The organism is Methylobacterium sp. AC832 (assembly GCF_979256025.1).
On the sequence record NZ_CEEDMV010000001.1, the window covers coordinates 1,432,465 to 1,444,914 of the forward strand.

The window sequence follows — 12,450 nt, forward strand, 5'->3', positions numbered from 1 at the left end:
TGAATAAATCTCCGAATACCCCTTGAACCGATGTCGCTTCGGCACGTTGAGTGCTAGTGCCAGACCAAAGCGCGACGACGCTCCCGGCTGGGTGGGATGGCTTTGAACGCGCGGGAACGCCGACCATGAGCGACTCGAGCCAACCTCCTGTTTTTCTCTCTGAAACCTCGCATGCCGTGCCGGTACCGCGGGTCGTCCAGCAGGCCTATTTTTGGGTCATCTCGGCGCTCGGCGGCGTTGCGACCATCGCCCTTCTCGTCTTCGCGGTCGCGACCCAAAGCAATACTGACGCAGAGCGCATCGCCGAAACCAAGGGACGCTCCAGCATCAATGCTCTCGTAGGCGCCCTAGCGGTCACACACGGCCGGCCCGGAAGCCTTTAAGAGACGTGTTGCAGGTTTTCGTGCGGGCCGATCAAGGTCTTCGCGGCACGCGATCCCGCGCGTCATCTTAAGACACTCGCAACCATAACGCCCGATAGTTTGGATCGTACCTTCTGCTCCCCCATGCGCGGCGACAGTGAGGTCAGGTCCTTAACCGGGTTGTTTGGTCGTGAGTACGAAACGCGTTCGCCGCCCTAGCCAACGGCTCTGGTTTCGCGCCTCCATGGTGCCCTGGACCCTCGCCCTGGGCTTCATCGTCTCCTTCACGGCAAGCGCCGGAACCGACCCTTCCGCCTCCGGTCTGACGGGACAGGGCGTGGCCAGGATCGCCCTGCGGCTCCCCCACGATACGCCGGGAATCCGCCGCCGTGTCGATGCGAAGGCGACGGAGCGGCTCTATCCGAACCACGAGGCAGGCGCCGGCCAGATTGGGAGAGCGCCCGTCGTCAACGTCAACCTTTCGGGCAGCGATGCGGGAATGCTGGTTCCCGGCTCCGCGATCTGGTCGCCAGACCTGGAGCCGAATTCCGGCTTCACCCTCCCGCAGGAAGCGGCCAGCGACGACGAAGGCGATGAGCCCTCGGACGGTGCCACACCCGCCATCCCGCGCGCCGTCGCCTTGTCGTCGACGACACCGGCCCCGGCTGATGCCACGCCCATCGAAGTCGCGGCGGCGAGCCTGATGATCCCCGGCTTCTCGCCAAGGAAAGACTTTGCACCGGGCATCGCCGACGCCACCCCCGAGGACGCCCGGCATCGCTATGCCGACCTGATCGGCCCCGATTCCATCGATCGGGAACAGCGCTGCCTCGCCGAGGCTGTCTATTTCGAAGCCCGGAGCGAGCCCGAGGACGGTCAGGCCGCCGTGGCCCAGGTGGTTCTGAACCGCGTCAAGAGCGGCCTCTACCCGTCGAATGTCTGCGGTGTCGTCTACCAGAACCGGCATCGCTATATGGGCTGCCAGTTCTCCTTCGCTTGCGAAGGCAAATCGCTGCGCATCACCGACGGCCCGTCCTGGCAGAGCGCCAGCCGCATCGCCAGCGCGGTCATCGAGGGGCGGACCTATCTCAGCGAGGTCGGTGGCGCCACGCATTATCACGCCGATTACGTAAAGCCGGGCTGGTCGAGGCGCCTGAAAAAGATGGACGTGATCGGCCGCCACATCTTCTACCAGCTCAAGCGCGGTCAGACCTGAATCCGGTTTAACGCCCCGTGAATCGACATCGCACGCTTTACTTAAGCAGAGTGAAAATTGCGTAGTCTTAAGCCAGGGTTAATTTTACCCTGATCTGCAATACAGCTTGCTCCGAGCGCAACTTGACCGCCTCTAATACGTCGAGGGGTGTGTGCCGTCATGGGCCGCACGCCAATCACATCGCGTTTTAGAGTCGAGGATTTCATCATGACCGCGCCGGTCGCCCATTTCACGCTGTCCGCCTTCGCCCTTGCCGGCGCCTTGCTCGGTACCTCGATTCTCGCGACATCGGCCCAGGCCGGAGGCTGTGGCGGCGCCGAATGCTACCGTCACGTCACTACACCGCCCGTCTACGACACCGTCTCCGAGCGCGTTCTCGTCCGCCCGGCGCGGACCGTCTACCGCTCCATTCCCCCGGTGTTCGAGACTGTCGCCGAACAGGTCCAGGTCTCTCCGGGCGGCCGAGTCTGGCAGACACGCCGGGACGCCTACGGCCAGATGATCGGCTGCTGGGTCGACGTTCCGCCGCGCTTCGCAACGCGCCATCGCCGGATCCTGGCCCAGCCCGGCCAGACGATCCCCGAGACGATCCCGGCGGAATATGCCAGCGTCCAGCGCACCGTCCTGGTCTCGCGCGGCCGGTCGGGCTGGGTGCCCGCTCATGGAGGTGGCTATCGGAGCGGCTATGCCGGCTCCCCCCGCGCTCCTCTGATCGGCTCCATTCCCGATGCGTTCGGTATCACCGGTGCGAGTTCGGCCGATGTCGGTGTCGGCCTCGGCTTCTCCACCGGCAGCATTTACGACGGTTATTGATCTGATCCGAGGCGACATCGTCTCGGCCTCGGGCGTCTCACCGCCCGGGGCCGTCTTGATTCAGGGCGCCCTCGACACAGGTCACCTTCGAGGCGAGAGGAGACCGGCGGATATGGCGACGTTCAAGGCGTGGGTGATCGAAAAGAGCGAAGCGGGACAGAATCTCCGCTTCACGGATTTCGACGAAGCAGATCTCATGGACGGCGACGTCACCGTGCGGGTCACGCATTCGACCCTCAACTACAAGGACGGATTGGCCATGACCGGCCGTTCGCCCGTCGTGCGACGTTTCCCGATGATCCCCGGCATCGACTTTTCCGGCATCGTGGAGACTTCGGACCATCCCGACTACAAGTCCGGCGACGCCGTCGTGCTCACCGGCTGGGGCGTCGGCGAGAGCCATCTCGGCGCCTATGCCGAGCGAGCGCGGGTGAAGGGCGACTGGCTCGTGCCGTTGCCGGATGGGCTGAAGCCCGAAGAGGCGATGGCGGTGGGGACCGCCGGCTATACCGCCATGCTCTGCGTCATGGCCCTCGATTCCCACGGCCTCACCCCTGCCGACGGCCCCGCCATCGTTACGGGTGCGTCCGGCGGTGTCGGATCAGTCGCCGTGGCGCTGCTAGCCAAGGCTGGATGGCATGTCATCGCCGTGACTGGTCGTTCGGGCGAGGCGGATTACCTGACGTCGCTGGGCGCTGCCGAGATCATGGACCGGAGCGAGCTCGCGAATCCCGGCAAGCCTCTGGCGAAAGAGCGCTGGGCAGCGGGCATCGATGCCGTCGGCTCGACGACGCTCGCCAATCTCCTCGCGTCCACCAAGGCCGACGGTGCTATCGCGGCCTGCGGCCTCGCCGGAGGCATGGACCTGCCGACCTCGGTGGCCCCCTTCATCCTGCGCGGCGTGACACTGTTCGGCATCAACAGTGTCACCACCCCGTTGCCAAAGCGCAGGGAAGCCTGGGCGCGGATCGCGCGAGACCTCGACCGAAGCCTCCTCGCCAAAATGACGAGCACAGTGCCACTCTCGGAGGTGGGGACGCTCGCCGAGGAAATCCTCGAGGGGCGGACGCGTGGCCGTACCGTCGTCACCATCGGGTGACCCGGAGCGGAACCGTTATGCTTGCGGAGCATTCCCGTCTTCATGAGCAGTGCATTTGTAAAAGAGCGTGAAGGCGGAGAAGCGTTCGAGGATCTTCCCGATCGCCCCATCTCGCCCCACACCAATTTCGTCACCCCCCAGGGTCTCGCCCAGATGGAAGCCGAAGTGGCTCGGCTGCAGTCGGAATTTTCCGCGCTGACGCCTGGCGCCAAGGCCGATGAGGCCCGTGTCACCCGTGAGCTCGCCTATTGGACCGCGCGTCTCGGCTCGGCCGAACTCGTCGAGCCGATGGATGGTGAGACGGTCCATTTCGGGTCGACGATCTCGATCCTGAAAGAGGACGGTGCCAAGCAGAAATTCCGCATCGTTGGCGAAGACGAGGCGGATCCGACCAAGGGCTCGATTTCCTACGTTTCACCGATGGCGAAGGCTCTGACGGGGAAAAGCGTGGGCGATACCGTCGAGGTGAACGGCCACGAGATCGAAATCGAAGCCATCGGGTGAATTAGGAACCGATCCCTTCGATCAATGGCCGCATCGCCGCGATTTCGGTGGCGATGACATCCATGAGCGCTCTGACCCGTGGAGCATGACGCAGTTCGGCGTGGGTCAGAACCCAGAGCGAGGTCGCGAGTTCGGGTTCGTTCTCTGAAAGGCGGAACAGGTTTGGACGAGTATCCGCCTCCCAGCGCGGTAGCGGCCCGATACCGCACCCGGCCTCGATCGCCTCACGCAGGCCCAGCACCGTGTTGATCGAAATGGCGACGTTTCCCGCCGCGATGCGGGACTTCGCGAAGGCGGCGAATCGACCGCCTGCCACGGCAGCGCTCGGATAGACCCATGGACTGTCGGCCATAGCGCGACCCACGTAATCCTGTGTCCCGTAGATGGCCCAGTTGCTGGTCGCTAAGCGTCGTCCGACGAGGTTGGGCGGCGGTCGATCACTGGCTCGGATCGCCACATCGGCATCCTTGCAGAGATTGAGCGATTCCTCGGCCAGAACGAGTTCAAGGCGGATACGCGGGTAGCGTCGTCGAAACCCCGCAAAGATCGGCATCAGGACTCCGGTTGCGAGGCCCGCCGGTGCGGTGATGCGCACATCACCGGCAGGCTCCGACGATTGGCCCGCAAGTTCACGGTTGAACTGCGCGACAGTGTCATCCATCCGACAGGCGGCGAGGATCATGGCGCGACCCGCCTCAGTGGGAGCATAGCCCGACCGGTGCCGCTCGAAGAGCCGTGCCTGGATCGACGACTCGATGGCAGAAAGGCGGCGGAACGCGGTCGAATGATTGATGCCGAGATGATCGGCGGCACGGGTCAAGCCACCCTGCTCGGCGATCGCGCGCACGAGGCGGAAATCGTCCCAATCGGCCACGCAGCACCCCATCGAACCGTTGCGACCTTGCATTGACGCAAGACGAATTTTGCAGAGTAGGGCATTTCCGCAAGGCCCGTCCTCACCGATATCGGCCACTGCACAAAACTGCGTTGCGGCGTTTTTCGATCTGGAGTGAGAATGATGGCGAAGGTTCTGGTCCTCTATTACTCGTCCTGGGGACATGTGGAGCAGATGGCGAACGCCGTCGCTGAGGGTGCCCGCGAAGCCGGGGCCGATGTCAGCGTGAAGCGTGTCCCGGAACTCGTTCCCGACGAGGTCGCCAAGCAGTTCCACTACAAGCTCGACCAGCAGGCCCCCATCGCCACCGTGGACGAACTGGCCGATTATGATGCGATCATCTTCGGTACGCCCACACGCTACGGCAACATGGCTGCCCAGATGAAGCAGTTCATCGACCAGACCGGCGGCCTCTGGGCGCAGGGTAAGCTGGTCGGAAAGGTCGGCTCGGTCTTCACATCCACAGCGTCACAGCATGGCGGCCAAGAGACGACACTCACCAGCTTCCACACCGTGCTCCTGCACCACGGCATGGTCATCGTGGGATTGCCCTATTCTTTCCCCGGCCAGAACGGTGTCGAGCAAGTGAAGGGGGGCACGCCCTATGGTGCCTCGACGATCGCCGATGGCGATGGAAGCCGTCAGCCGAGCGGTGTCGAACTCGATGGTGCCCGGTACCAGGGCGAGCATGTCGCCGGCATCGCCGCCAAGCTCGCCGTCTGATCGACGTCGGGTCCAGGACGAGCCTCGCACATGGTGCGAGGCTCGTTTGGTCGTTCACCAATTGCACGCAAGAAAAAAGGCTCGGACGAATCCGAGCCTTGAAAGGGAGAAGGTCATTTGGGGGCTGAACTGACCTTCGTGATCGTTGAACGCCTTCGCGCCGACTCGGTTCCCTGAAACCGAGAAATAATTTCAGCGGGGCGCCGCCGCCCGGCGTAGCCTGTCATTGATCGCCTCGCCGAGGCCCGTCCGGGGGATCGGAGCGACCGCAATGGTCCCGGTGCCGGCGGCGTCCAGATGGCGTAGAGCGGAGAAAAGCGTGGACGCTGCCTCTTCGAGGCTGCCGGTCTCACTGAGGTTGAGGCGCGCTTTCGCTGCGTCCGTACCGGGCGGTACATCTCGCCCGAACAGCAGAACCGCCTCATCCGGCTCGATCCGCAACGCATCCAGTCGCACGGCCGCCCGAGGGGCGTAATGCGAAGCGAGGAGACCGGGGCCGATCGGTGCCTCGCCAGAATGGTCTCCGGTATCGAGGGCAAAGCCCAACACGGCTTCCGCCACCTCCCGCGTCACACCGCCGGGGCGGAGCAGGCGTGCCCGACCGTCGAGACAAGCGATGACGGTGGATTCCAGGCCGACCGAGGTGCTCCCGCCATCGAGGATCGCGGCGATGCGACCGTCGAGATCGGCGAGGACATGCTCGGCTCGCGTCGGGCTCACACGTCCCGACCGGTTGGCAGAGGGCGCCACCACCGGTCGCCCGACCTTCTCCAGAAGGGAGAGGGCGACGGGACTGGCCGGGACGCGCAGGGCGACGCTGGGAAGACCGGCGCGGCCGAGTTCGCTGACCGTCCCCCCCGGACCGACCGGAACGACGAGGGTCAGCGGTCCCGGCCAGAACGCGGCCGCGAGACGCAGGGCGATCTCGTCGAAGACGCCTTCGCGCCGGGCCGCGTCGAGACCTGGCACATGGGCGATCAAGGGGTTGAAGCTCGGGCGATTCTTCGCCGTGTAGATCCGCGCCACGGCATCGGAGTCGGTGGCGTCGGCGCCGAGCCCGTAGACGGTCTCCGTGGGAAAGGCGACCAGAGCGCCCCCGCGAAGGAGATTCGCGGATCGCTCAATTCCAGCCTCGTCGATACCGAGCATCAAGGTCTGGCCGGGGATTGACGCGAGATCGTTCATATCTAAACTATCTCCTGCCCGGATGACGTGCGGCGTCGTGCGGTGTCCCGCTCCAGCGACTGCCTATCCCCGCGATGCGGTCTTGCCTATGCCTATCGGCGAACGACGTGACCGACCTGTCGCCGGGTCGGCTCGTGCGCCAAACACAGGGTGAAGCGTCGCTCGAGACGACGCGGGAGATACGTCCATGAGCTATCGCACGCCGGTTGCCGAGATCAGCTTTGCCTTGCGCCATGTCGCTCGGCTCGATGCCGCCATCGCCTGGGGCGCCCATGGCGACCTGACGTTGGAGGATGCAGACGCGATCCTGCACGAGGCCGGCCGGGTGGCCGACGCCGTGATCGCGCCCCTCAACACCATCGGGGATCGGCAGGGCGCGCGCCTCGAGGACGGTGCCGTGACCACGTCGCCGGGCTGGCCCGACGCGTATCGCACCTGGATCGAGGGCGGTTGGAACGGCCTGAGCGCCGAACCCGAATATGGCGGTCAAGGGCTTCCACTGCTCCTCAACGCCGCCTGCAGCGAGATGTGGAATGCCGGCAGCATCAGCTTCGCGCTGTGCCCGCTCCTGACGGCCGGCGGGATCGAAGCGCTGTCGAAACACGGTTCCGTGGACCTGAAGGGGCGCTATCTCGAAAAACTCGTCTCCGGCGAGTGGACCGCCACGATGAACCTCACCGAGCCCCAGGCGGGTTCGGACCTGTCCCTCCTGCGCAGCCGCGCCGAGCCGGCGGAGGACGGGAGCTACCGCATCGTCGGGTCGAAGATCTACATCACCTATGGCGAGCACGACATGGCGGACAACATCGTCCATCTTGTCCTCGCCCGGCTGAAGGACGCCCCGGCCGGAACGCGCGGTATCTCCCTGTTCCTGGTGCCGAAGATCCTTCCCGACGGCAGCCACAACGACCTGCGCTGCTCGGGGCTGGAACATAAGCTCGGCATCCATGGCTCGCCGACCTGTTCGATGGCTTTCGGCGATAACGGCGGCGCCACGGGCTGGCTGATCGGCGAGGAGAACCGTGGCCTCGCCTGCATGTTCACGATGATGAATTCGGCCCGGCTCAATGTCGGGCTGCAGGGGGTGGGCGTCGCCGAACGGTCCTACCAGCAGGCGCTGACCTATGCCCGCGACCGTCGCCAGGGCAAGGCGGCGGGCTCGTCCGATCCCGTAAGCCCCATCGTCGAGCATCCCGACGTGCAGCGGATGCTGCTGACGATGAAAGCCTATACGGCGGCCGCCCGCGGCATCTGCTACCTCACGGCCGAAGCCCTCGACGCCGCGCGCGGCCCCGAAGGCAAGCAAGCGAACGACCGGGCATCATTGCTGACCCCCGTGGCCAAAGCCTTCTCCACCGACATCGCCAACGAGGTCACGTCTCTGGGCGTCCAGGTCCATGGCGGCATGGGCTTCGTCGAGGAGACGGGCGCGGCCCAGCACATGCGCGACGCACGCATCCTGGCGATCTACGAGGGCACCAACGGCATCCAGGCCATCGACCTCGTGGCGCGCAAGCTGCCGCTGAATGGCGGGGCCACCGTGCGGGCGCAGCTGGCCTCCATGCGTCGCGTGGCCGAGGCGGTCCAGAAGGATGCGACACCCGCTTTCGGCCATCTTGGTCCGCGCCTGCGCGCCGGGATCGAAAGCCTCGACCGGGCGACGAGTTTCCTGCTGAAGGCCCTGGCCTCGAACCGTCCGGAGGAGGCCCAGGCCGGAGCGACGCCGTATCTGCGCCTGTTCGGCCTCGCACAAGGCGCGACCTGCCTCGCCCTTGCGGCGCTCGCCTCGAATGCCGCCCTCAAGACCGGCGAGACCGATCCCGCCCACGGCGCCCGCATCGCCCTGGCGCGGTTCTTCGCCGAGAACCTGCTCCCGGCGGCGAGCGGATTGGAACAGAGCGTCGTCGATGGCGGTGGGTTCACGCAGGACGGTATGCTGGCCTTGGCGGGATGAGTACGAAGACCCTCCCCCTCTGTGGGGGAGGGTGCCTGCGGAGTAGGCGGGAAAGGGGACGACCTCTCGGGACGGCGCGCTCCCCTCTCCCGACCCGCATTCGCGGGCCACCCTCTCCCGCAGAGGGGAGAGGGACTAGCGGCCAGACGGGAGAGAGATCGCCGGAAAGCGAGGACACACATGACCGAGCACATCGCGATCCACGACACATCGGACGGCGTCCGCCTGATCCGCCTAGACCGGCCGGACAAGAAGAACGCGCTCACCGGCGCGATGTACGACGCCATGCGGGACGCGCTCGCGCAGGCCGATTCATCGGAGAGCATCGGCGCCATCGTCTTCGCCGGGGCGCCGGGCGCGTTCAGCGCCGGCAACGACCTCGCCGATTTCGTCGCGGGTGCGCGACGGCCTTTCACGGAAGCACCCGCCCTGCATTTCATCCGGCAGCTCGCCCGGACCGCCACGCCGATGGTTGCGGCGGTGGACGGGATCGCGGTGGGGATCGGCACGACGCTGACGCTGCATTGCGACCTCGTCTATGCGAGCCCGGCGGCGCGGTTCCGGATGCCGTTCGTGGAACTCGGCCTCGTGCCGGAGGCGGCCTCGTCCTATCTGCTTCCGCGACGGGTCGGGCTCCTGAAGGCCACCGAACTCCTGCTGTTGTCACAGCCCCTCGATGCCGACGAGGCTCGGAGGTTGGGTCTCGTCAACGATGTCGTCGCATCCGACCTTCTGGAGGATCACGCCATGGCCCAGGCCGCCCGCCTCGCCGGATTGCCACGGGGGGCGGTCGCGGCGACCCGCAAGCTCATCCGTGGCGACCAGGCCGACATCGAGGCCGCATTGGAAGCCGAGGCCGTGGCCTTCGAAGAACGCTTGCGAGCGCCCGAGGCGCAGGAAGCCTTCGCGCGCTTCCTCGGGAAAACGAAAGCACCGTGAGCAGGAATGCGCCCGACCTGAGCAACGCGATCTGCCTCGTGGCCGGGGCTTCGCGCGGCGTCGGACGTGGCCTTGCACGTGGATTGGGCGAAGCCGGCGCCACGGTGATCGTCACGGCACGATCGAGCGAGACGGGGCCTCGCACCGAGGGTAGGCCGGAGACGATCGAGGATACGGCCCGTGCGGTCGATGCCGCAGGCGGCCACGGCCATCATTACATCTGCGACCATACCAGCGAGCGGGAGGTGGATCGCCTCGTCCAATGGGCTTTGCGCCGCTTCGGGCGGATCGATGTCGCGGTCTCCAGCGTCTGGGGCGGCAATGAGGGTTTCGACGGCGAGCGCTACGTCGATGGAGTAGAATGGGGCACCCCGTTCTGGCGACGCTCCGTGGAGCCGCTCTCGTCCTTCTTCGAAACCGGCCCATTACCGGCCCTGCTCCTGGCGCGTGCGGTCGCACCCGCCATGGTCTCTGCGAAACGGGGGCTGATCGCGTTCGCCTCGTTCGATACGCAGCCCGGCTATCTGGGTGACGTGTTCTACGACCTTGCCAAGGCGACGACGAACCGTCTCGCTTATGCCTGCGCCCAGGGCCTCGCGCCCCATCGCGTCACGGTGCTCGGGCTCTCGCCGGGTTTCGTCGGCACGGAGCGAGCCCGCGACAACGGCCATGCCGACCGGGCAACCGAAAGCCCGCTCTATGCCGGCCGGGCCCTGGCGGCCCTGGCCGCCGATCCCATCGTCCATGCCCGTACCGGGCACATCCTCCATGCAGGCGATCTCGCCGCTGAATACGGCTTCACCGATCTAGACGGCACGCAGCCGCCGCGCTTTCAAATTGGACCATGAGGAAACGGGCATGACGGATTTGAACTCCCTGGCGGGAAAGACCCTGTTCATCACCGGGGCCTCGCGCGGCATCGGCCTCGCCATCGGCCTGCGCGCCGCGCGCGACGGCGCCAACGTCGCCATCGCCGCGAAGACCGAGACGCCGCATCCCAAGCTCGAAGGCACCATCCATACGGCGGCGGCGGCCATCGAGGCGGCGGGCGGGCGGGCCCTGCCGCTCCTCGTCGACGTGCGCGACGAGGCCAGCGTCGCCGCAGCGATCGCGCGGACGGCGGAAACCTTCGGGGGGATCGATATCGTCGTGAACAATGCGAGCGCGATTTCGCTCACCCGTACGCCGCAGACGGAGATGAAGCGCTTCGACCTGATGCACCAGATCAACACCCGCGGCACCTACATGGTCTCGAAATACGCGATCCCCTATCTGGAGAAGGCAGAGAACCCGCACATCCTGATGCTGTCGCCGCCCCTCGACATGGCGGAGAAGTGGTTCGCGCCGCATCTCGCCTACACGATGGCGAAGTTCGGCATGTCGCTCTGCGTACTCGGCCTCGCCGGCGAATTGCGTCGCCAGGGCATCGCCGTGAACGCCCTTTGGCCGCGCACAACCATCGCGACGGCTGCCGTGCGAAATCTGCTCGGCGGCGAGGCGCTGATCCAGGCGAGCCGCAAACCGGAGATCATGGCGGATGCCGCCCATGCGCTGTTTCTCAAGCCTTCCCGCGAGGTCACCGGCCGCTTCCTCATCGACGACAGCTTCCTCGCCGAGCAAGGTGTCACGGACTTCACACAATACCGCGTCACACCCGGTATACCCCTTGCGCCGGACTTCTTCGTGCCGGATGCGAACACACCGCCTTCCGGGGCCCTCGCCTGAGACGTAACGCGTGATTTTCATCCATCAGCCGATCGCCGGCCCTGGGCACATCCTGCTCGATCGCCGTCCCCTCGAACTGCAGGACCCCATTCCCGACGAGACCGTCTGGCTCGACATGATCCGCCCGACGCGGGAGGAAGACCTCAAGGTCGAGGCCTTCATGGGCATCTCGGTGCCGACCCGCGAGGAGATGAAGGACATCGAGCCCTCCGAACTCCTCTATGTGGAGGACGGGGCGCGCTACATGACGGGGCGCGTGCTGAGCAAGGTCAGCGACGCTGACGAACCGGGGCTGGCCGGCATCACCTTCATCCTGCGCGGCAACCGTCTCGTCACGGTGCGCTACGAGGAGCCGCAGGCCTTCCGCATGTACACACAACGGGCCGGCCGCTCGACCGGCAACGGGCCCTCCGCCGCTCCGTCGGGCGAGACGATCCTCGCCGGGCTGATCGAGACCGTGATCGACCGAGCGGCCGACGTGCTTCAGCTCCAGGGTGAGCGGATCGACCGGCTCTCGGGCAAGATCTTCGAGGAGAAAGAGGACCCATCGGCCCGCAACACCGCCCTGCAGGACACGCTCCGGGCACTCGGGCGCCTGGGAGACCTGATCTCGAAGCAGCGCGAGAGCCTGGTCTCCATGGAGCGCATTCTGCTGTCGCTTTCGGCGACCTACCGCACCACCAAGGCGCCGCGCGAGTTGCGCGAAGACGTCCGCTCGACCCTGCGCGATCTGCAGTCGCTGGAGGAGCACGCGACCTTCCTCTCGTCCAAAATCCAGTTCCTGCTGGACGCGACGCTGGGCCTCGTCAATCTCGAGCAGAACAACATCATCAAGCTGTTTTCGGTCATGGCGGTAGTGTTCATGCCGCCGACGCTGATCGCCTCGATCTACGGCATGAACTTCAAGGCAATGCCCGAGCTCGACTGGAACTTCGGCTATCCCATGGCCGTGGTCATGATGGTGGTGGCCGCTGTACTGCCATACGTATTCTTTCGCTGGAAGAAATGGCTGTAGGACGGAATGGACCTCGAGCG

General features: G+C 65.8%; 13 protein-coding genes. 11 read left to right on the top strand and 2 right to left on the bottom strand.

Annotation, left to right across the window (positions count from 1 at the left end; translation table 11 throughout):
• Nucleotides 1-125: 125 nt before the first annotated feature.
• The 5 genes from AC0IXR_RS06680 to greA all read left to right on the top strand — a co-directional run bounded on the left by AC0IXR_RS06680 (nucleotide 126) and on the right by greA (nucleotide 3,994).
• Complete coding sequence (locus AC0IXR_RS06680; RefSeq protein WP_471760127.1) at nucleotides 126-383, top strand: hypothetical protein; 258 nt, start codon at nucleotides 126-128, stop codon at nucleotides 381-383.
• A gap of 223 nt (nucleotides 384-606) precedes the next feature.
• Nucleotides 607-1,578, top strand: a complete 972-nt coding sequence (locus AC0IXR_RS06685; RefSeq protein ID WP_200919155.1) for a cell wall hydrolase — start codon at nucleotides 607-609, stop codon at nucleotides 1,576-1,578.
• Nucleotides 1,579-1,785: 207 nt separating this feature from the next.
• Nucleotides 1,786-2,391, top strand: coding sequence for a hypothetical protein (locus AC0IXR_RS06690; RefSeq protein ID WP_471760128.1), 606 nt, complete (start codon nucleotides 1,786-1,788; stop codon nucleotides 2,389-2,391).
• A gap of 112 nt (nucleotides 2,392-2,503) precedes the next feature.
• Nucleotides 2,504-3,490, top strand: coding sequence for an acrylyl-CoA reductase (NADPH) (gene acuI, locus AC0IXR_RS06695; protein ID WP_471760129.1), 987 nt, complete (start codon nucleotides 2,504-2,506; stop codon nucleotides 3,488-3,490).
• 42 nt (nucleotides 3,491-3,532) lie between these two features.
• Nucleotides 3,533-3,994 (top strand): transcription elongation factor GreA, encoded by a 462-nt coding sequence (greA, locus tag AC0IXR_RS06700; protein WP_471760130.1) that lies wholly within the window; start codon nucleotides 3,533-3,535, stop codon nucleotides 3,992-3,994.
• A gap of 1 nt (nucleotide 3,995) precedes the next feature.
• Here the strand turns inward: greA and AC0IXR_RS06705 are convergent, their stop codons facing one another.
• On the bottom strand, nucleotides 3,996-4,868 hold the full coding sequence (locus tag AC0IXR_RS06705) for a LysR family transcriptional regulator (RefSeq protein WP_471760131.1): 873 nt from the start codon (nucleotides 4,866-4,868) through the stop codon (nucleotides 3,996-3,998).
• A 144-nt stretch (nucleotides 4,869-5,012) separates the two neighbouring features.
• Between AC0IXR_RS06705 and wrbA the strand changes: the two genes are divergently transcribed.
• The gene (gene wrbA / locus AC0IXR_RS06710; protein WP_471760261.1) at nucleotides 5,013-5,612 is read left to right on the top strand and encodes an NAD(P)H:quinone oxidoreductase; all 600 of its coding nucleotides are present in this window, start codon (nucleotides 5,013-5,015) and stop codon (nucleotides 5,610-5,612) included.
• A gap of 192 nt (nucleotides 5,613-5,804) precedes the next feature.
• Here the strand turns inward: wrbA and AC0IXR_RS06715 are convergent, their stop codons facing one another.
• Nucleotides 5,805-6,797 carry an L-threonylcarbamoyladenylate synthase gene (locus tag AC0IXR_RS06715; protein ID WP_471760132.1) on the bottom strand — a complete coding sequence of 331 codons (993 nt, stop codon included), beginning with the start codon at nucleotides 6,795-6,797 and terminating at the stop codon, nucleotides 5,805-5,807.
• A gap of 187 nt (nucleotides 6,798-6,984) precedes the next feature.
• Between AC0IXR_RS06715 and AC0IXR_RS06720 the strand changes: the two genes are divergently transcribed.
• The 5 genes from AC0IXR_RS06720 (at nucleotide 6,985) to AC0IXR_RS06740 (ending at nucleotide 12,430) form a co-directional block, all read left to right on the top strand.
• Nucleotides 6,985-8,751 carry an acyl-CoA dehydrogenase gene (locus tag AC0IXR_RS06720; protein ID WP_471760133.1) on the top strand — a complete coding sequence of 589 codons (1,767 nt, stop codon included), beginning with the start codon at nucleotides 6,985-6,987 and terminating at the stop codon, nucleotides 8,749-8,751.
• A gap of 180 nt (nucleotides 8,752-8,931) precedes the next feature.
• Nucleotides 8,932-9,690: an enoyl-CoA hydratase-related protein gene (locus AC0IXR_RS06725; protein WP_471760134.1), complete on the top strand. Its 759-nt coding sequence runs from the start codon at nucleotides 8,932-8,934 to the stop codon at nucleotides 9,688-9,690.
• Nucleotides 9,691-9,728: 38 nt separating this feature from the next.
• Entirely contained in the window at nucleotides 9,729-10,538 is an 810-nt protein-coding gene (locus AC0IXR_RS06730) for an SDR family NAD(P)-dependent oxidoreductase (RefSeq protein WP_471760263.1), read from the top strand.
• A gap of 10 nt (nucleotides 10,539-10,548) precedes the next feature.
• Entirely contained in the window at nucleotides 10,549-11,415 is an 867-nt protein-coding gene (locus tag AC0IXR_RS06735) for an SDR family oxidoreductase (RefSeq protein WP_471760135.1), read from the top strand.
• 10 nt (nucleotides 11,416-11,425) lie between these two features.
• Nucleotides 11,426-12,430, top strand: coding sequence for a magnesium transporter CorA family protein (locus AC0IXR_RS06740; RefSeq protein WP_056430177.1), 1,005 nt, complete (start codon nucleotides 11,426-11,428; stop codon nucleotides 12,428-12,430).
• Nucleotides 12,431-12,450: the final 20 nt, after the last annotated feature.